General features: G+C 69.6%; 21 protein-coding genes and 1 riboswitch. Of the genes, 6 read left to right on the top strand and 15 right to left on the bottom strand.

The genetic code is table 11. From position 1 onward, the window contains the following. Positions 1-96: 96 nt before the first annotated feature. Genes L8G49_RS16690 through mtnA form a run of 5 tightly spaced genes read left to right on the top strand, consistent with a single transcriptional unit; the run spans position 97 to position 4,166 of the window. Positions 97-1,245 carry an aminotransferase class I/II-fold pyridoxal phosphate-dependent enzyme gene (locus L8G49_RS16690; protein WP_242186859.1) on the top strand — a complete coding sequence of 383 codons (1,149 nt, stop codon included), beginning with the start codon at positions 97-99 and terminating at the stop codon, positions 1,243-1,245. Continuing rightward, positions 1,242-1,868 carry a methylthioribulose 1-phosphate dehydratase gene (gene mtnB, locus L8G49_RS16685; RefSeq protein ID WP_242186858.1) on the top strand — a complete coding sequence of 209 codons (627 nt, stop codon included), beginning with the start codon at positions 1,242-1,244 and terminating at the stop codon, positions 1,866-1,868. Before L8G49_RS16690 ends, mtnB begins: the two co-directional genes overlap by 4 nt. After that, positions 1,865-2,416, top strand: coding sequence for a cupin (locus L8G49_RS16680; protein ID WP_242186857.1), 552 nt, complete (start codon positions 1,865-1,867; stop codon positions 2,414-2,416). The genes mtnB and L8G49_RS16680 overlap by 4 nt, the downstream gene beginning before the upstream one ends. Next, positions 2,413-3,099, top strand: a complete 687-nt coding sequence (mtnC, locus tag L8G49_RS16675; protein WP_242186856.1) for an acireductone synthase — start codon at positions 2,413-2,415, stop codon at positions 3,097-3,099. Before L8G49_RS16680 ends, mtnC begins: the two co-directional genes overlap by 4 nt. Then, positions 3,096-4,166, top strand: a complete 1,071-nt coding sequence (gene mtnA, locus L8G49_RS16670; protein WP_242186855.1) for an S-methyl-5-thioribose-1-phosphate isomerase — start codon at positions 3,096-3,098, stop codon at positions 4,164-4,166. The genes mtnC and mtnA overlap by 4 nt, the downstream gene beginning before the upstream one ends. A gap of 47 nt (positions 4,167-4,213) precedes the next feature. On the opposite strand, the gene L8G49_RS16665 is transcribed toward mtnA, so the two are convergent. From L8G49_RS16665 to cbiE, 9 genes are read right to left on the bottom strand one after another with little or no spacing between them, the layout of a single operon-like run. Further along, positions 4,214-5,266, bottom strand: a complete 1,053-nt coding sequence (locus L8G49_RS16665) for a HoxN/HupN/NixA family nickel/cobalt transporter (protein WP_242186854.1) — start codon at positions 5,264-5,266, stop codon at positions 4,214-4,216. A 4-nt stretch (positions 5,267-5,270) separates the two neighbouring features. Then, positions 5,271-5,681, bottom strand: a complete 411-nt coding sequence (locus L8G49_RS16660) for a DUF1636 domain-containing protein (RefSeq protein WP_242186853.1) — start codon at positions 5,679-5,681, stop codon at positions 5,271-5,273. 34 nt (positions 5,682-5,715) lie between these two features. Next, positions 5,716-6,357, bottom strand: coding sequence for a 5,6-dimethylbenzimidazole synthase (gene bluB / locus L8G49_RS16655; RefSeq protein WP_242186852.1), 642 nt, complete (start codon positions 6,355-6,357; stop codon positions 5,716-5,718). Next, positions 6,354-7,115, bottom strand: a complete 762-nt coding sequence (cobF, locus tag L8G49_RS16650) for a precorrin-6A synthase (deacetylating) (RefSeq protein ID WP_242186850.1) — start codon at positions 7,113-7,115, stop codon at positions 6,354-6,356. The genes bluB and cobF overlap by 4 nt, the downstream gene beginning before the upstream one ends. Further along, a complete protein-coding gene (gene cobA, locus L8G49_RS16645) occupies positions 7,112-7,828 on the bottom strand; it encodes a uroporphyrinogen-III C-methyltransferase (protein ID WP_242186848.1) in 717 nt (238 codons plus the stop codon). The genes cobF and cobA overlap by 4 nt, the downstream gene beginning before the upstream one ends. After that, a complete protein-coding gene (locus L8G49_RS16640) occupies positions 7,825-9,132 on the bottom strand; it encodes a cobyrinate a,c-diamide synthase (RefSeq protein ID WP_242186846.1) in 1,308 nt (435 codons plus the stop codon). Before L8G49_RS16640 ends, cobA begins: the two co-directional genes overlap by 4 nt. After that, complete coding sequence (gene cobM / locus L8G49_RS16635; protein WP_242186845.1) at positions 9,129-9,914, bottom strand: precorrin-4 C(11)-methyltransferase; 786 nt, start codon at positions 9,912-9,914, stop codon at positions 9,129-9,131. The genes L8G49_RS16640 and cobM overlap by 4 nt, the downstream gene beginning before the upstream one ends. Beyond that, positions 9,911-10,291, bottom strand: coding sequence for a cobalamin biosynthesis protein (locus L8G49_RS16630; protein WP_242186844.1), 381 nt, complete (start codon positions 10,289-10,291; stop codon positions 9,911-9,913). The genes cobM and L8G49_RS16630 overlap by 4 nt, the downstream gene beginning before the upstream one ends. Then, complete coding sequence (cbiE, locus tag L8G49_RS16625) at positions 10,273-11,481, bottom strand: precorrin-6y C5,15-methyltransferase (decarboxylating) subunit CbiE (protein ID WP_242186843.1); 1,209 nt, start codon at positions 11,479-11,481, stop codon at positions 10,273-10,275. Before cbiE ends, L8G49_RS16630 begins: the two co-directional genes overlap by 19 nt. Between cbiE and L8G49_RS16620 the strand changes: the two genes are divergently transcribed. After that, complete coding sequence (locus tag L8G49_RS16620) at positions 11,480-12,229, top strand: cobalt-precorrin-6A reductase (protein WP_242186842.1); 750 nt, start codon at positions 11,480-11,482, stop codon at positions 12,227-12,229. The genes cbiE and L8G49_RS16620 overlap by 2 nt on opposite strands. Here the strand turns inward: L8G49_RS16620 and cobJ are convergent. The 6 genes from cobJ to cobW are packed head-to-tail and all read right to left on the bottom strand — an operon-like array spanning position 12,205 to position 19,715. After that, positions 12,205-12,954 (bottom strand): precorrin-3B C(17)-methyltransferase, encoded by a 750-nt coding sequence (gene cobJ, locus L8G49_RS16615; RefSeq protein ID WP_242186841.1) that lies wholly within the window; start codon positions 12,952-12,954, stop codon positions 12,205-12,207. The two genes, L8G49_RS16620 and cobJ, sit on opposite strands and share 25 nt — an antisense overlap. Then, positions 12,951-13,688 (bottom strand): precorrin-2 C(20)-methyltransferase, encoded by a 738-nt coding sequence (gene cobI / locus L8G49_RS16610; protein ID WP_242186840.1) that lies wholly within the window; start codon positions 13,686-13,688, stop codon positions 12,951-12,953. The genes cobJ and cobI overlap by 4 nt, the downstream gene beginning before the upstream one ends. Next, a complete protein-coding gene (locus L8G49_RS16605) occupies positions 13,685-14,314 on the bottom strand; it encodes a precorrin-8X methylmutase (RefSeq protein ID WP_242186839.1) in 630 nt (209 codons plus the stop codon). The genes cobI and L8G49_RS16605 overlap by 4 nt, the downstream gene beginning before the upstream one ends. Continuing rightward, positions 14,314-15,414: a cobalamin biosynthesis protein CobG gene (locus tag L8G49_RS16600; protein ID WP_242186837.1), complete on the bottom strand. Its 1,101-nt coding sequence runs from the start codon at positions 15,412-15,414 to the stop codon at positions 14,314-14,316. Before L8G49_RS16600 ends, L8G49_RS16605 begins: the two co-directional genes overlap by 1 nt. Beyond that, a complete protein-coding gene (cobN, locus tag L8G49_RS16595; RefSeq protein ID WP_242186835.1) occupies positions 15,411-18,671 on the bottom strand; it encodes a cobaltochelatase subunit CobN in 3,261 nt (1,086 codons plus the stop codon). The genes L8G49_RS16600 and cobN overlap by 4 nt, the downstream gene beginning before the upstream one ends. 6 nt (positions 18,672-18,677) lie before the next feature. Then, a complete protein-coding gene (gene cobW, locus L8G49_RS16590; RefSeq protein WP_242186834.1) occupies positions 18,678-19,715 on the bottom strand; it encodes a cobalamin biosynthesis protein CobW in 1,038 nt (345 codons plus the stop codon). A gap of 169 nt (positions 19,716-19,884) precedes the next feature. Beyond that, positions 19,885-20,119, bottom strand: a riboswitch (cobalamin riboswitch). Positions 20,120-20,443 lie beyond the last annotated feature (324 nt).

The raw sequence follows: 20,443 nt of genomic DNA, 5'->3' as shown, positions 1-20,443 counted from the left end.
GACTGCACCTCCTGGCGCTTTTCCCGTGCGTACCACGGACCGGAGCGATTATAGCGGCCGAACCCGACCGGGATTTCATGCTGGGATGATCGTCTTTTGCCACCGCCTACCACGATCTTCGAACGCCAGTCGCGGCTCGCCCAGGACTTGGGCGCGATCAACCTGGGGCAGGGATTCCCCGACATGGCGGCCGTCGGGCGCGGGCCCGAGGTTTTGCTGGCCGCCGCCGCCCGCGCGCTGACCGAACAGTCCAACCAGTATCCCCCGATGCGCGGGCTTCCCGTGCTGAAAACTGCGATCGTCGACTATTACGCCCGGGAGCAGGGGCTCGCGCTGCATTCCGACGAAGTCGTCGTTACTTCCGGCGCGACCGAGGCGCTTGCCGCTGCGTTGCTTGCGCTGGTGCGGCCGGGGGATGAGGTGGTCCTCGTTCAGCCATTGTACGACGCGTATCTCCCGCTCGTAGCGCGCGCCGGCGGAGTCGCGCGGCTGGTCGACCTGACGCCGCCGCACTGGAGCCTGCCCCTTGCTGCGCTGGCCGAGGCGATCAGTGACAAGACCCGGGTGCTGTTGCTCAACACGCCGAACAATCCGACCGGCAGTGCGATTGATGCGGACGCGTGGACCGCCATCGCCGCGCTGTGCGAGCGGCACGACGTCACGCTGATCTGTGACGAAGTGTGGGAAGGCATGGTCATAGAAGGCCGCCATCTCTCCCCCTTGGCGATCCCGGCGTTGCGCGCCCGCACGGTTAAGATCGGATCGGCAGGCAAGATCTTTTCGCTCACGGGATGGAAGGTCGGCTGGGCCTGCGCCGCGCCGCCCTTGGCGGATGCGATTGCGGCGATGCACCAGTTCCTGACCTTCACGACCGCGACCCCACTGCAGTGGGCGGTCGCGGAGGGACTGGCGCTGCCGGCGGACTGGCACGCCGAACACCGTCAGCCCTATCGCAACGCGCGCAATTTTCTGGCCGATCGCCTGACGGCGGCGGGTTATGCGGTGATGCCGGGCGGGGCGACGTGGTTCCTGATCATCGATCTTGCGGCATCGGGGATCGCCCTGCGTGACGAGGACTTCGCGCACAGGGCGCTGACCGAGGCCGGGGTGGCGACCATCCCGGTTTCGGCGTTTTATGCGGAGCGCCCGCAGACCGGCTTCGTCCGGCTGTGCTTTGCCAAGGACGAGGCGACACTTGCGCTTGCTGCCGATCGGCTCGCGGCATTCCGCCGGGTAGTGTCGTGACGACGTTCGACGCGGCGACCGACGCGATCATCGCAGTCGGGGCTCGGCTCGATCGTGCCGGGCTGGTTCCGGCAACCGCGGGCAACTATTCGGTGCGCCTGCCCGACGGCACGTTCGCGGTGACGGTGTCTGGCGGACACAAGGGACGGCTTGCGCCGGAACAGGTGATGCGGGTCGACGCCGACGGCGTTTCGCTCGACGGCAAGCGGCCCTCCGCGGAGACGCTGCTACACTGCCTGATCTACGCGATCGACGACAGCGCCGGAGGAGTCCTCCACACGCATTCGGTGCCGGGGGTGGTGTTGAGCCGCGCGCTCCGTGACGTGCGGGAGATCGTGTTCGACGGCTATGAACTGCTCAAGATCTTTCCCGGGATCGACACCCATGCCGCCCGCGTCGCGCTCCCGCTGGTCGAGAACGACCAGGATATGATGGCGATGGCGGCGGTGCTGCGCCCGTTGCTGACGGCGCAGCACCCGATCGTCCCCGCTTTCTATATCCGGGGCCACGGACTGTACGCCTGGGGGCCGACGATTGCCGAGGCGGAACACGTCACCGAAGCCGTGGAGTATCTGCTGGCGTGCGAGTGGGAGACGCTCAAACTCGAAAGGAGCCGCGCATGACGACCCTGACGCTGTATGAACTCGCCGAGCCGCACGCGTGCTTGCGCGAGACGCGGGACGCCGCCGAGATCGCGACGCTCCTCGCGCCGCTCGGCATCCGGTTCGAGCGATGGGCCGCAAGCGTGGCGTTACCCGAAGACGCGAGCGACGACGATGTTATCCGCGCTTATCGTCGCGATATCGATCGGCTGATGGCTGAAGGCGGGTATCGGTCGTGCGACGTCATCCGGTTGTTGCCGGACAATCCCGCGCGCGCGACCCTGCGCACCAAGTTTCTCGACGAGCACACCCACGCCGAGGACGAGGTGCGCTTCTTCGTCGAAGGATCTGGCGTCTTCTACATCCGCGGCGCCGATGCCGTCTATGCGCTGGAATGTACGCGCGACGATCTGATCGCGGTGCCGGAGGGGACGCGGCACTGGTTCGACATGGGGCCTGCGCCCCGTTTCACCGCGATCCGTCTCTTCGCGGAACCGGATGGGTGGGTGGCCAGCTTCACCGGGGACGCGATCGCGCGGGGCGTTCCGCTGTACGAAGGGTCGGCATGACCGTTCGCGCCATCGTAACCGATATCGAGGGGACGACCTCGAGCATCGCTTTCGTCCATGACGTGCTGTTCCCCTATGCCCGCGCGCGGCTTGCTGCGTTCGTTGCCGCGAATGCGGCGCGGCTTGGCGATGAACTGGAGCAGGTGCGCCAGGAGACGCATGCGCCGGCGCTCGACCTGCACGCGGCAATCGCGCAGTTGCTGGACTGGCACGATGCCGACCGCAAGGTGGCACCGCTCAAGGCGATCCAGGGGAAGATCTGGGCAGAGGGCTATGCCGATGGAAGCCTGACTGGCCATCTCTATCCCGATGCGATCGCGGGACTGCGGCGGTGGCATGCGCAGGGCGTTGCGCTGTATGTCTATTCCTCCGGATCGATCGCGGCGCAAAAACTGCTGTTTTCGCACACCGCCGCAGGGGACCTGACCCCGCTTTTCACCGGGTATTTCGACACCACGATCGGTGGCAAGCGCGACAGCGGATCCTACGCCGAGATCGCGCGACGGCTTGCGATGCCGGGAACGGACATTCTGTTTCTGTCGGATGTGGCGGCGGAGCTGGCGGCGGCCCGGCAAGCGGGATTGGCCGTGCTGCTCGTGGCACGCGACAAACTGCCCGAGGAGTCCGCTTATCCGGTCGTGACCAGCTTCGACACGATCTTCCCCGAAAAGGCGCCCGCATGATCCTCGACGGCAAGAAGACACGCTCGATCTGGTTGAATGCAGATGGCTGGAGCGTCGGGATTTTCGACCAGCGGCGGCTGCCATGGGCGGTCGAGCGTCTGGCGCTGACGACGGTCGACGAATGTGCACACGCGATCGCGGATATGGCGACACGCGGCGCGCCATTGATCGGGGCGGTTGCCGCTTATGGGATGGCGCTCGCGCTGCGCGTGGAGGCGGACGATGCGGCGCTGGAACGCGCCTATCGCCAGTTGCTGGCGACGCGACCGACGGCGGTCAACCTGAAGTGGGCGCTCGATCGGGTTCGCAGCGTAGTGGCCGGCTTGCCCGCCGCCGAACGCGCGGTCGCCGCTTATGCCGACGCCGCCGCGTTGTGTGACGAGGACGTCGCGATCAATGCCGCGATCGGTCGCGCGGGTCTCGAGATCCTCCAGGACCTTGCCACACGCCATCCCGGCCGGCCGATCAATATCCTGACGCACTGCAATGCGGGATGGCTGGCAACGGTCGATTGGGGCACCGCGACCGCGCCGATCTACATGGCGCACGACCTGGGTATTCCGGTGCACGTCTGGGTCGACGAGACGCGCCCGCGGAACCAGGGGGCGCTGACCGCGCTGGAGTTGGCCGGGCACGCGATCCCGCATACCTACGTCGTCGACAACGCCGGCGGGTTGCTGATGCAGCGAGGTCAGGTCGATTTGGTCATCGTCGGGACCGATCGCGTCACGCGCAACGGGGATGTGTGCAACAAGATCGGAACATATCTCAAGGCACTGGCCGCGCGCGACAATGGCATACCGTTCGTGGTGGCGTTGCCGTCGTCGACCTACGACCCAGTGACCGCGGATGGCGCCGCCGTTCCGGTCGAGGAACGCGCGCCAGCCGAGGTTCGGTCGCTCGAGGGGCCGGACGACAGCGGCACGCTGCGGCGGATAACGGTCACGACGGCACCGGCGGCGAACCCGGCGTTCGACATCACGCCGGCGCGGTTGATCACCGAATATATCACCGACAGAGGCAGGATCGTCGGTGCGACCGCACTCGCGGACGCTTTTCGCGCCTAGCGACCTCCGAGCGAGCGCCCACCGTCGCCCGCAAGTCGAGGATTCCGTCAGGCGCCGTAGCGCACCTCGATGTCGTCGAGCCGTTTCCAGCGATACACGCCCCAGCTCACGATCCAGCACAAGGCGAACATGCCGATGATGCCGAAGCCGAGCAGGTTGAACCGGCCGCCGAGGTCGCTGGCGACCGACCATATTCCGCCGGTCAAGCCGAGCTTGTCCGCGATCAACGCGAGCGTCTCGATCCCGCCGATCACGATCGCGACGAACGCCGACACCGCGGTGATCGTGATGTTGTAATAGAGCTTTCGGATCGGCTTGACGAACGCCCACTCATACGCGCCGAGCATCAAGATGCCGTCGGTCGTGTCGACCAACGCCATGCCCGCCGCGAACAAAGCGGGAAGCACCAGCACCGGCCCCAGCGCGAAGGCGTGCGCGGCCTGCGCCGCGGACAGGCCGAGGATCGCGACCTCGGTCGCGGTGTCGAACCCCAGCCCGAACAGGAAGCCGAGCGGCGCCATGTGCCAACTGCGCGACACCAGCCGGAACAGCGGCCGGAACAGGCGGGACAGGAGCCCGCGCCCGCCGAGCAGGATGTCGAGATCCTCGTCGACATAGGCACCGCCCGCGCGGACGTGCTGGAAGGTGCGCCAGACCGAGCGCAGGATCACCAGGTTCATCGCCGCGATCGTGAACAGGAAGGCCGCGGATACGATCGTCGCGACCACCCCGCCGGTCGCCTTGAGCGCGGCAAAGTCGGACAGGGCCGAGGCGGTGAACGCGATGGCGACCGAGGCGAGCAGGATGATCGTGCTGTGCCCGATCGCGAACCAGAAGCCGACCGTCATCGGCCGCTGCCCGTCCTGCATCAGCTTGCGCGTGACGTTGTCGATCGCGGCGATGTGATCCGCATCGACCGCATGACGCAGCCCCAGCCCCCAGGCGAGCAGCGCGGTGCCGAGCATCAGCGGCTGCGCGTGGAACAGCGCCAGCGCCCAGATCCACGCCCCGACATTCGCGCCGATCAACAGCACGTAGAGCAGGCTGATCCGCTTGCGCAGCGTGGGCAGGGCGGGGGCGGGCGGGGCGGGAGCGGGCATCGGATCAGCTTTCGACAAGGTAACCCTCCGGCGGTGTACGGGCGATGAAATGGCCCTTGATGCCCTGCGGCCATTGCTTGAAGGGCACGCGGCCATGGTCGCTGTCGGCATAATGGACCGCATAATCGAGGATCGCGCGCGCGGCCTCGGCATCGGGCGTGAAGCGGCCGAGCAGATAGCCGACCTTGCCGGGCGCACGCAGGTGGATCGAGCAATGTTCGGTGCAGGAGAAGAGGCACGGCATCTGCTGGATCGCGACGTCGGCGTAGCGCGGATCGGCGGCCTTCGCGGCTTCGAGCGCCGCGACGAGCAGCGCGCCGCCGCGCGTGCCATCGGCATCTTCCCGCTCATCCGCGGACAGGCGGCAGGTGTTGCACGCGATGACGGCGAGGCCGTTCGCGACAGGGGTCAGCATGGTTTCTGGTCCAATTTTCGAGAGGGGCGGGGATTCATCGTTCGAGGATTCGGTCCGCGATCGGCTCGCGGGCCTGCCAGCCGCGGCGCTCGAGTTCGGGGATGTCGGACAGCTCGGCCGGGTAGCCGAGGCACAGCAGGGCGATCAGCGACCACCCGGGGGGCACGTCGAGCAGTTCGGTCACCACGGCGGGGTCGAGGATCGAGACCCAGCCGACCCCGATGTCGCGAGCGCGCGCGGCGAGCCACAGTGTGTGGATCGCCATGACGGTCGAGTAGCGCAGCATCTCGGGCATCGTCGCGCGACCGAGGCCGTGGCCCGCTTCCGGCGCCTCGTCGCAGAACACCGCGAGCAGTTCAGGCGCCTCGCGAATGCCGTGGAGTTTGAGTGCCTGATAGCGCGCGCGCAGCGTTGCATCCGGGATCGCCCGGGCAGCGTTCCGGGACGTGGTATCGACGTGATCGGCAAGCCAAGTGCGCAGCGCCGCCGAACGAATCCGGACGAAGCGCCACGGCTGCGCATTGCCGACCGACGGCGCGAGCGCGGCGGTGTCGAGCAACGCTCGCATGTCGTCCTCGGACACGGCGCATGTGCTGAAGTGCCGGACGTCGCGCCGCCAGCGGAGCAGCGTTTCGAGCTGTGCCCCGAATGCCGGGTCGAAGTCGGGCGCGGTCATGCCGTCGCCTCCGCCCGCCGGAGGAGGTAGGTGTCCATGATCCAGCCATGCGCGGCGCGGAGGCTTGCCCGCCGTGCGACGATGTCCGCGGAAACCTCGGCGAGCGGACCGGCCACGAGTGCCTGTTGCGGCATCCCGAGATAGGCGCCCCACCAGATCGTAACGCCGCGCGGATCGAGTGTCGTGAAAGCACAGCCGCCGTCGAGCATTACCGCGAGGGTATCCGCCGCCGTCGGCCAGCCATCGGCGCGCAGACGGCGTCCGGTCGTCACGAGCACGGGTGCTGCGAGCGTGTTGAGCGGGATCGCATGGGCGGCGGTCAGCGCCTGGAGGCTCGTGATGCCCGGCACGACATGGACGCGGATCGCCAGTCCGTCGTGCCGCAGCCGGTCGGCGATCCGCAGGCTGCTATCGTAAAGCGACGGATCGCCCCAGACGAGCAACGCAAGCCTTCCGCCGTCGGGCAGATGCGCCGCGATCTGCGCTGCCCACGCGGCGGCGATCGCATCGTGCCAGTCACCGACGGCGGCGAGATACGGCGCGTCTTCCGCGCGTTCGGGCAGATCGAATTCGACCACCCGGGTCCCGCCGCGCAGCACGGCGGCGCATAGGGTCCGGCGCAGGTCGATCAGGTCCGACGCGGCGTCGCGCTTGCGCGGGAGCAGGATCAGGTCGGCGGCATTCATCGCTGTTTCCGCCGCGCGCGTCAGATGGTCGGGGTTGCCGGTGCCGATGCCGATGAGGTGCAGGTCGATCATGACTCGAGCAGCGGTCCGTAGAGGATCACCGCCGGGGCATCGTGCCGCGGCTCGAGATCGCGTGCGAGGTCCGCGATGGTCGCGCGTGTCAGCCGCTGGTCGGGATAGCTGACATTCTCCGCGAGCAATGCGGGGGTATCCGGCGACAGGCCATGCGCGACGAGCATCTCGACCAGTGCGGCGAAGGTCCGCTTGGGCATGAACACCACCGTCGTCGCGGCAGGGTCGGCAAGTGCCGCCAGGTTGAGCCCGTCGGGCAGCCCGCCGGTAACGTCATGCCCCGTCACGAACTGGACCCGCCGGGCGCTTAGCCGTCGTGTCAGCGGGATCGCCGCGGCTGCGGCGGCGGCGCTGGCGGAGGTGACGCCGGGGACGATCTCGAACGCGATGCCGGCGGTGCGGAGCGCTGCGATCTCCTCCTCCAGCCGCCCGAATATCGCGGGGTCACCCGATTTCAGGCGGACCACGCGGACGCCGGTCAGCGCGTGATCGACCAGCAGTTGCGAGACATGCGCCTGCGATGGCGAGGCGCGGCCCGCGCGCTTGCCGACCGCGACCAGTTCCGCGCCCTTGCGGACATGCTGGAGGATCGGCCCCGAGGACAGATCGTCGAACAGCACGACGTCCGCCGCCTGCAACCGCGCGACCGCCTTGAGTGTCAGCAACTCGGGGTCGCCCGGGCCGGAGCCGACGAAGGAGACAGGGCCGCTCATCGCTCGGGGGCGATCAGGTGAAAGAAGGTGCCCGACACATGACGGCGATATGATCCGGTCTCGGCCACCGGGGTCCCCTCGGCGTCGACGACGTGCGCGAGCGGCGCATCGGGCTGTTCGAGGATCGTTGAATAATGAAATTCGTGGCCGCGCTGGCCGGTCCCCGCCGCCGCGCCCGCGACCGGCGCAAGCAACGTGGCGTGGCGATACCCGAGATGCATCCGCCGCTGCGCATAGCTTGTCACGAGCCCGAGCAGCCCGGCCATTTGGTGGCGCGTACCGTCGGCATCGATCAGTCCGTCGCCGAGCGCCATGTAGCCGCCGCACTCGCCGTGCACCGGACGGGTGCGGGCATGCTCGGTTAGCGCGGTGCGGAAGCGCGCGGCGTCGGCGAGGCGTCCGGCATGAAGCTCGGGATAGCCGCCGGGCAGCCAGACGAGGTCTGCGGCTGCGTCGGGGGCCTCGTCCGCAAGCGGCGAGAACGGCAGGATCTCCGCGCCCGCGCTGCGCCAGCCTGCGAGCATGTGCGGGTACGCAAAGGAGAAGGCCGAATCCTGCGCCAGCGCGATTCGTTGCGCGGGCGGGGCGAAGCGGTGCGCGGGGGCAGCGGGGGCGACGGCGCTCGTTGCCGCCTCGCGGATCGCCGCGAGATCGACATGCTCGCGCAGGAAGACCGCGTATTCGGCGATCCGCGCGTCGAGATCGGGATGCTCGGAGGCCTGGACCAGACCGAGGTGACGCTCGGGCAGCTTGAGGTCGCCACGCCGGGGCAGCGCGCCGAACACCCGGATCCCCACCGCCGCCATGCCGCTGCGCGCGAGCCGTTCATGCCGCGGGCTTGCGACGCGATTGAGGATCACGCCGGCGACCTGTACCGCGGGGTCGTAGCGCGCGAAGCCGAGCGCGGTGGCGGCGGCGGATTGTGCCTGGCCCGACACGTCGATCACCAGCACCACCGGCCAGCCCATCCGCCGCGCGACGTCCGCGCTCGCGCCGTTGCCGGTCGCGCCCGGCTTGGCGACGCCGTCGAACAGGCCCATCGACCCCTCCGCGAGCACGAGATCGGCATCGCGACCCTCTGCCGCGAGGCCGTGGAGCATCGGCTGCGCCATCGCCCAGCTGTCGAGGTTGAAGGAAGGCCGCCCGCTCGCCGCGCGGTGGAAGGCGGGGTCGATATAGTCGGGGCCGCTCTTGAACGGTTGCACGCACAACCCTGCGTCACGGAACGCGCGCAGCAGACCGAGCATCACGGTCGTCTTGCCGGTTCCCGAGGCGGGGGCGGCGATCATCACGCCCGGGGTCATGCGCCGGTCCCCGCGAACGGCGAGGTGGCGCTTTGCGGGCGGAAGCGGCGGTCGTAGCCGGGGGCGTACAGGCTGCTTTCCGCGAAGTCCTCGGCGGCGAGGACTCGGCCGACGAGGATCAGCGCGGTCCGTTCCGGGCCGTCCGCCGCAGCCGCGACGATCGTCGCGAGCGTCGCGCGGACGATCCGTTCGTCGGGCCAGCTTGCCCGCCACACGATCGCAACCGGGCATTCCGCGCCGTACGCCGGGGTCAGCTCGGTGACGACGCGGTCGAGCGCGTGGATCGAAAGATGAATCGCGAGCGTCGCCCCGGTCGCGGCGAAGGCGGGAAGAGTCTCCGCGCTCGGCATCGTGCTGGCGCGCCCCGATGTGCGGGTGAGAACGACCGATTGCGCCACGCCGGGGAGGGTGAGTTCGGCCTCGAGCGTCGCGGCAGCGGCGGCGAAGGCGGGGACGCCCGGCGTGATGCTGAAAGGAATGTCGTGCGCGCGGAGCCGCCGGAGTTGCTCGCCCAGCGCCGACCAGATCGACAGGTCGCCCGAATGGAGTCGTGCGATGTCATGGCCCGCCGCATGCGCCGCCACGATCTCGTCGATGATCTGATCGAGCGACAGGGGCGCGGTGTTGACGATCCGCGCGCCCGGCGGACAATGGTCGAGCAACGCCGCCGGGACGAGCGACCCGGCGTACAGGCACACGGGAGCGGCGGCGATCAGGTCGCGGCCGCGCAACGTGAGCAGATCGGGCGCGCCGGGGCCGGCACCGATGAAGTGAACGGTCATGTCGAGGGTCCTTGGGCGATCGCGCAGGTCGCGCTGCGATCGGGGGAGATGTGGCGGTGCGCGAGCAACCGCGCGCCTGCGCCGATCGCAGCGAGGGCGGCGGCTTCGGCGACGCTGCCGGTGCCGCGCGCCGCGAAGCTTGGCCTCGAGCGGGTCGGCGTCGGGACGCCGGTCAGCGCAGCCGCCGGAATGGCGAACAGCGCGAGACCAAGCCGTTCGGCAAGCGGCGCGAGAAGAGCGGTCTTGTCGTCGGGCGCGGCGAGCGCGGTGACCGGGGGGTGCCCGACTTGCGCCAGCGCCAGCGCTGCCTCGCACGAGGCGAGCGCGGTCCCGGTGCGATAGCCGAAGCCAGCGACGATCACAGCGAGACGCTCCACTGCACGATCGGATAGTGCGCGCGCCAGCCGCGGCGCGTGCCGATCGGCGCGGCGTCGGACAGCTCTATCCGCAGCAAATCGCCGCCCTTGGCGCGGTGCCAGGTCGCCAGCAACGCCTCGGATTCGAGCGTCACCGCATTGGCGACGATCCGCGTGCCGGGCGCGAGGTGCGTCCAGAGGCAGCCGAGCAGCGCCTCGGAAAGCCCCCCGCCGATGAACACCGCGTCCGGCGTGGGGTGATCGGCCAACCCGTCGGGCGCGCGCGCTTCGACGAGCTGGAGACGCTCGACCCCCAGCGCAGCGGCGTTGGCGCGGGCGCGTTCGGTGCGGATGGGGTCCGCCTCGAATGCGATTGCCCGGGTGGTCGGATGCGCAAGCAGCCATTCGATCGCGATCGACCCCGAACCAGTGCCGATGTCCCACAAGGTCTCGAACGGTCTGGGCGCGAGCGCGGACAGCGTGAGCGCGCGGACCGGGCGTTTGGTGATCTGCCCGTCATGCGCGAACCAGCAGTCGGGGCGTCCGGACGCGGTGGCCAGAACCGCCCCGTCACCGTCCACGGCAATGCCGACGGCGACGGGATGCGCGATATCGGTGAAGTCGATCGTGGCGGCGGTGGTCTCGCGGATGCGCTCGCGCGGACCTCCGAGCGCTTCGAGGATCCACAACCGGCTGTTCCCGAAACTCTGATCGAGCAGGTAGCGCGCCAGCGCGCCGACCGCCGCGCCATCGCGCACCAGCACGATCATCCGGACGTTCGGGGCGAGGATCGGACGCAGTCGTTGGAAAGGCGCAGCGTGGAGGCCGAGGCACTCCGTGGTGTCGATCGGCCACCCCAGTCGCGCTGCGGCGATGCCGAAGCTCGAGAGTGCCGGATAGGCGATCCATTCACCCGGCTCGAGGTGTCGCGTGACGACCGATCCCGCGCCGAACCAGAACGGATCGCCCGATACCAGCAGCACGACGCGCCGCCCGCGCTGCGCCAGCAGCGGCGCGATCCCGTCCTCGAACGGCACAGGCCACACGGCGGTTTCGCACGCCAGATCGGGCAGCAGTGCGAGATGGCGCGCGGCGCCGGTCACCCGTTCGGCGCGCGCGAGGGCATCATGGCTTGCGGGGGACAGCCCGGCTGGTCCATCCTCGCCGATCCCGACGATCGTCAGCCAAGCCTTGCCGAGTTCATCCGCCATGCCGAAAATCCTGATCCTCGGTGGCACCACCGAGGCGAGTGCGCTGGCGGAGGCGCTGGCCACGCGCGGGGACGATGCCGTGCTCAGCTATGCGGGCCGCGTGGCGAACCCGAAGGCGCAGCCGGTGCCGACGCGGGTCGGCGGGTTCGGTGGCGTGGCGGGGCTTGCCGATTATCTCCGCAACGAGGGCATTACGCACTTGGTCGACGCGACGCATCCGTTCGCTGCGACGATGAGCAGGAATGCGGTCGAAGCGGCCGCCGATGCTGGTATCCCGCTGGTCGCTTTGACCCGACCTGCATGGACCGCGGAGTTCGGCGACGACTGGCGGCGTGTCGAGGATATCAAGGCGGCGGTCGCCATGCTCGATGGCGCGCGTCGCAGCGTGATGCTCGCGCTCGGGCGGGTGCATGTCGCTGCGTTCGCGGCGCAACCGCAGCATCGTTACCTGCTGCGCTTCGTCGATACGCCAGAGGGTCCGCCCGAACTGCCGGACCATCGCCTCATCGTCGATCGGGGGCCGTTCGATGTCGCGGGCGACGTCGCGCTGATGCGCGACCATGCGATCGACGTGGTCGTCTGCAAGAATGCCGGGGGCACCGGCGCGCGGGCCAAGCTGATCGCGGCGCGCGAGTTGGGCATCCCCGTGGTGATGATCGATCCTCCGGTCCTGCCGGAGCGCGTGCAGGTCGAGGCGGTGGCCGATGTGCTGCGCTGGATCGATCATGCCGCCGACCTCGGGGTGTAGAGGATCGGCGCGCCGCTGCGCACGATCGTCCGCGTCGTGCTCGACCCGACGATGACGACGGTCCGCATGTCCGCCATCTGCGGCCGGGCGTCGGGCAACGGAACTACGTTCAGCGTCTCCTCGGGGGTGGAAACCGCGTGCGCGAACAATACGGGACGATCATCCGCACAGACGTCGCGCAGGATTTCGAGCGCGCGCCCAAACCCGTCGGGTCGGCTTCGCGAGCGCGGGTTGTAGAAGGCGATTGCGAAGTCCGCCTCGGCGGCGAGGCGGACCCGGCGGTCGATCAGCGCTTGCGGCTTGAGATTGTCCGACAGGTTGATCGCGCAGAAATCATGGCCCAGCGGTGCACCCGCGCGCGCCGCCGCCGCGAGCATCGCGGTGATGCCCGGCAGCACGCGGATGTCGAGCTCGCGCCACGCCGGGGGGCCATGCTCGACCGCCTCGAACACGGCGGCCGCCATCGCGAACACGCCGGGATCGCCCGACGACACCACCAGGACGCGGTGCCCCGCCATCGCGAGATCGAGCGCATGCCGCGCGCGATCGAGCTCTACGCGATTGTCGCTGGCGTGGAGCGTCAGCCCGGCGCGCGGGGCGACGCGCGCGACATAGGGGATGTAGCCGATCACGTCGGTCGCCTCGGCGAGCGCGGCGGTGACCTCGGGCGTCACCAGCGCGACGTCGCCCGGACCGAGCCCCGCGATCGCGATCGAGCCGCTCATGGCCGCCGTCCCTGGCCGTGGATCAGCAGGATCGAGAAATAAGGAGCGATGCCGTCCGCGTCGCACAGCCGCGTCACGCGCTGGTCGGGCATGGCGGCATATTCGACCAGCCACGCAGCGTCATCGCGCCCGGCGGCGGCGACCGCGCGGCGCAGCTTGGCGAGGTGGCGGCCGATCTTCATCACCACCAGCGCATCGGTGTCGCGGATCCGGCGGGTGAGCTCGTCCTCGGGCATCGTCGCGGTGAGGACGGTCAGCACATCCTCGCCCCAGGTGATCGGCGTGCCGCTCGCGGTCCACGCGCCCGACATGCCGGTGATGCCGGGGACGACCCGCACCGGCGCGATCCCCGCCAGACGGCTGTGGAGATGCATGAACGAACCGTAGAAGAACGGGTCGCCCTCGCACAGCACGACGACGTCCTCCCCGGTTGCCGAGAGCGCTGCGAGGCGGTCGGTACAGTCGGCGTAGAAACCGCAGAGACGGTCGTTGTAGCGCGGGTCGGCGACCGGGATTTCGGTCGTGACGGGATATTCCATCGCGAACTCGATCGCATCGTCGCGCAACATGCCGTCGACGATCCGCCGCGCCTGGCCCGGCTTGCCCGCCTTGCGGAAGAAGGCGATGTGACGCGCGCCACGCACGAGCCGGTCGGCGCGGACGCTCATCAGATCCTGCGCGCCCGGGCCGAGGCCGACGCCGTGGATCGTTCCCAGGGGGGGAGGGGACGTCATTCGGTACGGCTCGCGAGCGCGTTGATCGCTGCGACGGTGATCGCGCTTCCGCCCATCCGCCCCTCGACCACGACGCACGGGACGGGCTGCTCCGCCCACAAGGCCGCCTTGGATTCGACCGCGCCGACGAACCCGACCGGGCAGCCGATGATCGCGGCCGGGCGCGGGCAGGCGGGGTCCTCGAGCATGTTGAGCAGGTGGAACAGCGCGGTCGGGGCATTGCCGATCGCGACCAGCGCACCCGCCAGATGCGGCCGCCAGAGTTCGAGCGCGGCGGCGGATCGGGTGTTGCCCATCGTGCGCGCAAGGTCGGGCGTTTCCGCGGCGTGGAGCGTGCAGACGACCGGATTGTCGGCGGGAAGGCGACCGCGCGTGATCCCCTCAGTCACCATCCGTGCATCGCACAGGATCGGCGCGCCTGCCGCAAGCGCATGCCGCGCGACTACGGCGAAACCGGGCGAGAAGCGGATATGCGCCGCAAGATCGACGAGACCCGCGGCGTGAATCATGCGGACTGCGACCGGCTCCTCCTCCGGCGTGAAACGCGCGAGGTCTGCTTCGGCGCGGATCGTCGCGAAGGACTGGCGGTAGATGGCGGCGCCGTCGGTTTGATAGACATGGGGCATCAGGCGGCTCCGAAACGGGCGAGGATCTGGGCGGCGTCGAGCCCGGCTATGACGGGGGGAGCACCGGCGCGCGCGGCGAAGGCGAGATCGAAGCGGCCGTCGCGCCCCGTCAGTACGACATCGGCGGGCAGCGCGCGCGCACAGCCCTTGGCGCAGCCCGATACGTGAAGCTGCCCGCCGACATGCGGCGCGAGACGGATCGCAAGGGCACGGGTCGCGACGCTTGCCTGCGGACACGCGGGCGCGCCGACACAGGCGTCGGTATGCAGGCGCGCGACGTCGGTCTGTTCGGTGGCAACGCCCCCCTCGACGATCAGGCACCGCCAGGGCGTGACGCGGATTCCGTGTCCGTCGACCGACATCCGCGCAAGGTTCGACGCCGCGATCCGCCCGAACGGCAGACCCACGACCGCGCCGAGCGGGTGCGGTCCGGTGGCAAGCGCAATGCCGGGGGGCGACGGGACAATGTCGCGATCTGCCCAGCCGGGCAAAGTGGCCGAGTGACGTGCCATTCGGCCAGCGGCGATCCCGCCGCTCGCGACGAACCAGTGCGCGAGCGCGATCAACGCGTCGACCTCGGTGCCCGTAGCGAGCGCGATGCCGCTGGTCCGTCCCTCCGCGCGTAGAATCAGGCCGCCGGTCGCGTCGCGTTCGATGCGGATGTCGGCGGGGGCGTCGCGGAGCAGGGGGGCGGCCCCCGCGTCGATGGCGAACCCGAATTTGCCGGGCAGTTCGGGAAGCTCGAGGAGGCGCGCTGCCAGGTCGCTGGCGATGCGGTGCGTGTCGTCACCCGCGTTCCAGTCGGGCGCCACCAGCACGGCCCGCCGCGCCTCGAGCGCCGGGTCGGTATCGACCAGACCGAGTGCGCACAGGGTGGCGATCAACGCCGCCCAGCGGTCGTCGCGGACGCCGCGGATCTGCAGATTGGCGCGGTTGGTGACGTCGATCGCGCCGTTGCCATGTTCCGCCGCCGCCTCGGACAAGCCAATTGCCTGCGCGCGGGTGAGGTGCGCAAGGCGCGGACGCACGCGGACGAGCAGGCCGTCGCCTGCCGCCATCGGGCGATGCGCCGTCGGGCACCAGCCGCGCACCACGCTCATGCGCCTGCGCCCAGATGCGCCAGAATCGAATTGCGCCGCGTCTGCCACAGCCCCGCGGCGTGGAGCGCGACGAACCGCGCCTCCAGCGCCGCCAGTGCCTGCGGATTGGCGTCGGCCATGAACGCGCGGACGTCGTCGCGCGCGAGCGTCGCGTCGTAATAAAGGTCGATCGACTCGGGCGTCACGACGTCCGCCAGATGCGCGAACGCACCGAGATGATCGAGCGTCGCGGCAAGTTCGGCGGCACCGCGGAACCCGTGCCGCATCATCCCCGCGACCCAGCCCGGATGCGCCGCACGCGCGCGGACGACGCGCGCGATCTCCTCCCCGAGCGGGCGCGCACGCGGACGGGACGGATCGGTCGCGTCGAGGTGATACAATGCCGCCTTGCCCCCGGTGACCGCCTGCGCGGCGGCGAAGGCTGCCTCGTGCGCGGCGTAATCGGCGGCGAGCAGCAGGTCGGTCTCGGGCAGGTCCTGGACGTGGACGAAGACATCGGCGGCGGCGACGCGCGCCGCGATCCCCGCCGGGTCGGCGCGTGCTTCGCCGTCGTCGAGCGCGTGCGCCGATGCGGCGAGCCACGCCGCGCCCGCCGCCTGTCGCGCTTCGGGGGTGTAGGTGTCGGCACTGTCGCCAAGGCCGATGCCATAGCTGCCTTCGCGTGGCCCGAACACGCGGGCGCCGGGAGCGGACCCGACGAACGGGTTGCGATCCACCGGCTCGTCGCGCGCCGCAAGCGCGCGCACTGCTTGTCCAAACATCGCGCAAAGCGTCGGGAAGGCATCGCGGAACAACCCCGATACGCGCAGCGTCACGTCGATCCGTGGCCGGTCGAACTGCATCAATGGCAGGATCTCGACCCCGGTGACGCGGTCGGACTGATGGTCCCACATCGGCTCGGCACCGAGCAGATGCAGCGCCATCGCGAATTCCTCGCCCGCGGTGCGCATCGTCGCGGAGCCCCACAGGTCGACCACCAGCGCGCGCGGATAGTCGCCATGATCCTGCAGATGGCGGCGGATCAGTTCGTCCGCGAGGCGCACCCCCTGCGCATGCGCCGACCGCGACGGCACCGCGCGCGGATCGGTGGTGTAGAGGTTGCGCCCGGTCGGCAGCACGTCCGTGCGACCGCGCCACGGCGACCCGGACGGCCCGGGGGCGACGCGGCGTCCGGCGAGCGCCGCGAGCAGCCCGTCGCGTTCGGCAGGTCCCTGCTCGCCGCGCCCGAAGACGTGGAGCCCGTCGCCATATTGGCTGTCCTTGACGTCGCAGACGAACGCATCGATCCGCGTGATCGCCTCCGCACTCGACCGTGCCTGGTCGAGCGCGAGCACGTCGCCCAGCCCGAGCGCCAGCGCTTCGTCGCTGATATCGCGTTGCAGCCGATCACGCCGTGCCGGATCGAGCCCGTCGGCATTGGAGAATTCGTCGAGCAGCGCCTCGAGCCGTCCGAGCCCGGTGCCACCGTCTGCGCGGACCAGCGGCGGCGGGACATGGCCGATCGTGACCGCGCCGATCCGCCGCTTGGCTTGCGCCGCCTCGCCGGGGTCGTTGACGATGAACGGATAGACGACGGGCATCGCGCCGGTCAAAGCCTCGGGCCAGCACGCGTCCGACAGCGCGACCGCCTTGCCCGGGAGCCATTCGAGCGTACCATGTGCGCCGACATGGACCAGCGCGTCGGTCCCCTGCGTGCGCAACCAAAGGTAGAAGGCGATATAGCCGTGGCGCGGGCAGCGCGAGAGATCGTGATACTCGTCCGCGCGCACCGCGGGGCTGCCGCGTTCGGGCTGGAGCGCGACGAGACTGTCCCCGGCGGCGACGGCGGCGAAATGGAAGGCGCCGTCCACCACCGCGGGATCATCCTCGGGCGCGCCCCAGGCTGCGGTTACGTCGGCTTGCAGCATAGCGGGCAACGCGTCGAACGCGGCGTGGTAGGCGGACAGCGGCCAGCCGATCGACTGGTCGGCCAGCGCGTCCGGCAGGTGTGCTGCGTTCGGCGATCCGGTGGCAAAGCCTGCCTCTGCCAGATCGCCGAGCATCGCAGTAACCGAGGCCAGCGCATCGAGCCCGACCGCGTGCGCCATCTGGTACGTCTTTCCCGGATAGGTCGACAGCACGATCGCGAGCCGCCGCTGCTCCACGGGTTTCGCGCCAAGCGCGATCCAGCCGTGGACCCGGTCCGCGATCGCCGCGATCCGCTCTGGCTCGGCGCGGTGTTCGCGGCGGGCGAATTGCAGGTCGGCGTCGCGCGCGGCAGCGTCCTTGAAGCTCGCCACGCCGGCGAACAGACGGCCATCGACCTCGGGCAGCACGACGTGCATCGCGAGATCGGCGGGCGATAGACCGCGTGCCGCATCGGCCCAGGCGGCACGGTCGGACGTTGCCAGCGCGACCTGGAAGACCGGGACTCCGTCGGCGTCGAGCGGGGTCGTGCCGCCGGCATCGCGCGCCGAGAAAGCGGTTGCGTTGACGATCGCGACTGGCGCGAGCGCGGACACCCACCGCGACAGCCACCCGCCCGCCGCGCGATCCTTGAGCGACGGCGCGAACAGCGCGAGGACGTCGTAGCCGCGTTCCACGAACGCCGCGTGCAGCGCCGTAATCGGGTCGAGATCGGCGGCCATGAGATAGGATCGGTAGAAGACCAGCAGGACTCGCGGTCGGATCGCCGTCAGCGCGAACGCCGCCGGGCAGGTCACGCCGGGCCTCGGTTGCCAGCCGCCGACCGAGGCGATCGCGTGCGCTGCCGGCGCGGGCTTGACGTACAACTCGGCCGCCAGTGCGAATTGCGCGATCACCGCGCGCGCCGCAGTCGCGCCGCCAATGTCGCACAGTTCCGCCAGGCGGCGCAGCGTCGAGACCGGCACCGTCGACGCGGCATCGAGGCGAGAGTCCATGCGGCCATCCGCGGGGATGATCGCCAGCGCGATCCCGTCTCGTCGGGCGAGCGCTTCGACCTGCTGCACGCCGTAGGGCCAATAGGCGATCCCGCCGATCAGCCGGATCAGGATTCCCTTTGCGGCTCCCAGCGTACGCTCGACATAGGTGTCGACCGAAAGCGGGTGCGTCAACTCGGCGAGATTGGCGAGCCGCAGGCTCGGCATTGCAGGCCCGCCCGCGCGCCATCCCGCCGCGAACGCGCCGAGGTCGCTGTCGGAAAAGGACAGCACGACGAGATCCGCGGCATCCTGCCCCAGATCGCGCGGTGTGGCGCTCTCCTCCAGCCCATGCGTTTCGCGAAAGACGACGTGCATGGCGGATCAGCCCGCCAGCGCCGCCCTGATTGCCGGCGGGTCGAGCCGGTCGCGCTCGGCGATCACGACCAGTTGCGTGCCGCGTGTTTCGTCGCCGCGCCACGGCCGGTCGTATTGCATGCGGACCCGCGCCCCCACCGCCTGGACGAGCAACCGCATCGGCTTGCCCGCGACCGCGGCATAGCCTTTCACGCGCAGCACGTCGCCGTCCGCCGCGAGCGTCTCGATCCGGCGCGCGAGATCGTCCGGGTCGTTGATCTCGCCACAGGCCACGACGATGCTGTCGAAGTCGTCATGCTCATGCTCGTCTTCGCCATCGTGATGTGAGGGGCGGGCGGCAATATCGTCCTCCGCCGCCGCGCCGAGCCCGAGCACGACGCGCGGGTCGACGATGCCGTCGACCAGCTCGACGATCGGGAGCGAGCGCGGGGTCTCGGCGGCGATGACCGCGCGCGCTGCGGCGATCCCGGCAGGGCCGGCCAGGTCGCATTTGGTGAGCAGCACCATGTCGGCACAGGCAAGCTGGTCCTCGAACACTTCGGACAGCGGGGTTTCATGGTCGATGCTCGGATCGGCAGCGCGCTGCGCGTCGACCGCGGCGAGATCGGGCGCGAAGCGTCCCGCGGCGACCGCCTCGGCGTCCGCCAGCGTGATCACCCCGTCGACCGTGATTCGCGAGCGGATCGCGGGCCAGTCGAACGCCTTGAGCAACGGCTTGGGCAGTGCGAGCCCGGACGTCTCGATCAGGATATGGTCGGGCCGCGGATCCATCGCGAGCAGCGTCTCGACGGTCGGGATGAAATCGTCCGCGACGGTGCAGCAGATGCAGCCGTTGGCAAGCTCGACGATGTTCTCGGCCGGGCAATCGGGGATCGCGCAGCCCTTCAGGATGTCACCATCGACGCCCAATGTGCCGAATTCGTTGACCACCACCGCGAGACGGCGCCCACCGGCGTTGCGGATCAGATGGCTGATGAGGGTCGTCTTTCCGGCGCCAAGGAAGCCGGTGACAATGGTGACGGGAACCTTCGATAGATCGGACATGCTCTTCCCCGCGGCGCGACAGCAACGAACGGAAGGGGCCGATTTCGGACGGCGCGCGACGACGGACGAGCGCCGTAAAGCCGCCCAGCCACGCACCGATGCAGCCCCAGCCGCATAGGCTCGTCGCTCAGACGGAGAACCGTGCCGCGGCCATCCCCTGGACCAAGGCAAGAGCGACCTTATCGCCGGCAGGTCTCCTGGCTCGCGGGTCGTAGCTCGAGCATCGCCTTCCCAGATCGACGGTTCGAAAACCGCCGCAGTCCAGTGGCCGCTCCCGTTGCCGGGAGCATGACGCTTTCACTCACCGCTTACAGTTGCAGGGACAGCCGCGGATTTGGGGGAGGACCCCCGCACCGCATTCCCATTCAAGCCCCTCGCGGGGCACCGGCGCGATCAACGAGAACCGTGAGGCTCTCGAGGACAGGTATAGACCGGGCCGACCGGCTTGCCAATCCGTTCGTAGTAATCTGTGGGCGATCGATCCTGAGTTGGTGAGCGGGGAAGGGGGTACCCGATGCGGAACGCGTAAGTACGATCGCCTCCCGATGCGTCGGCGGACGTCAGCAAAATCGTGCTGGACCAAAAAGTTTCGCGCGGTTTGAAAAAAGGCGTTGACCGCTCCGAATCCCTTCCTTAGAGAGACCGAACCGCAGCGACGGACCGGACGGTTCGCTTCTGCAGTCACCAAATCTTCGGCGCATGGCTCGCCCTTTGAAAGAAGGGTAGGA

The sequence above is a fragment of the Sphingomonas sp. CARO-RG-8B-R24-01 genome (genome assembly GCF_022662295.1).
Taxonomy (GTDB): domain Bacteria; phylum Pseudomonadota; class Alphaproteobacteria; order Sphingomonadales; family Sphingomonadaceae; genus Sphingomonas.
Note: the sequence above shows the minus strand (reverse complement) of the source record. Positions and strands in the feature narration are given on the sequence as shown.

Coding starts and splice junctions, on each gene's coding strand:
- mtnC (WP_242186856.1), top strand. CDS start 2,413: ATGACCGTTCGCGCCATCGTAACCGATATCGAGGGGACGACCTCGAGC.
- L8G49_RS16665 (WP_242186854.1), bottom strand. CDS start 5,266: ATGCCCGCTCCCGCCCCGCCCGCCCCCGCCCTGCCCACGCTGCGCAAG.
- cbiE (WP_242186843.1), bottom strand. CDS start 11,481: ATGGCGGATGAACTCGGCAAGGCTTGGCTGACGATCGTCGGGATCGGC.
- L8G49_RS16660 (WP_242186853.1), bottom strand. CDS start 5,681: ATGCTGACCCCTGTCGCGAACGGCCTCGCCGTCATCGCGTGCAACACC.
- cobW (WP_242186834.1), bottom strand. CDS start 19,715: ATGTCCGATCTATCGAAGGTTCCCGTCACCATTGTCACCGGCTTCCTT.
- L8G49_RS16600 (WP_242186837.1), bottom strand. CDS start 15,414: ATGAGCGTGGTGCGCGGCTGGTGCCCGACGGCGCATCGCCCGATGGCG.
- mtnA (WP_242186855.1), top strand. CDS start 3,096: ATGATCCTCGACGGCAAGAAGACACGCTCGATCTGGTTGAATGCAGAT.
- cobJ (WP_242186841.1), bottom strand. CDS start 12,954: ATGAGCGGCTCGATCGCGATCGCGGGGCTCGGTCCGGGCGACGTCGCG.
- bluB (WP_242186852.1), bottom strand. CDS start 6,357: ATGACCGCGCCCGACTTCGACCCGGCATTCGGGGCACAGCTCGAAACG.
- L8G49_RS16605 (WP_242186839.1), bottom strand. CDS start 14,314: ATGCCCCATGTCTATCAAACCGACGGCGCCGCCATCTACCGCCAGTCC.
- L8G49_RS16620 (WP_242186842.1), top strand. CDS start 11,480: ATGCCGAAAATCCTGATCCTCGGTGGCACCACCGAGGCGAGTGCGCTG.
- L8G49_RS16640 (WP_242186846.1), bottom strand. CDS start 9,132: ATGACCCCGGGCGTGATGATCGCCGCCCCCGCCTCGGGAACCGGCAAG.
- cobM (WP_242186845.1), bottom strand. CDS start 9,914: ATGACCGTTCACTTCATCGGTGCCGGCCCCGGCGCGCCCGATCTGCTC.
- cobN (WP_242186835.1), bottom strand. CDS start 18,671: ATGCACGTCGTCTTTCGCGAAACGCATGGGCTGGAGGAGAGCGCCACA.
- cobF (WP_242186850.1), bottom strand. CDS start 7,115: ATGATCGACCTGCACCTCATCGGCATCGGCACCGGCAACCCCGACCAT.
- cobA (WP_242186848.1), bottom strand. CDS start 7,828: ATGAGCGGCCCTGTCTCCTTCGTCGGCTCCGGCCCGGGCGACCCCGAG.
- L8G49_RS16680 (WP_242186857.1), top strand. CDS start 1,865: ATGACGACCCTGACGCTGTATGAACTCGCCGAGCCGCACGCGTGCTTG.
- cobI (WP_242186840.1), bottom strand. CDS start 13,688: ATGACGTCCCCTCCCCCCCTGGGAACGATCCACGGCGTCGGCCTCGGC.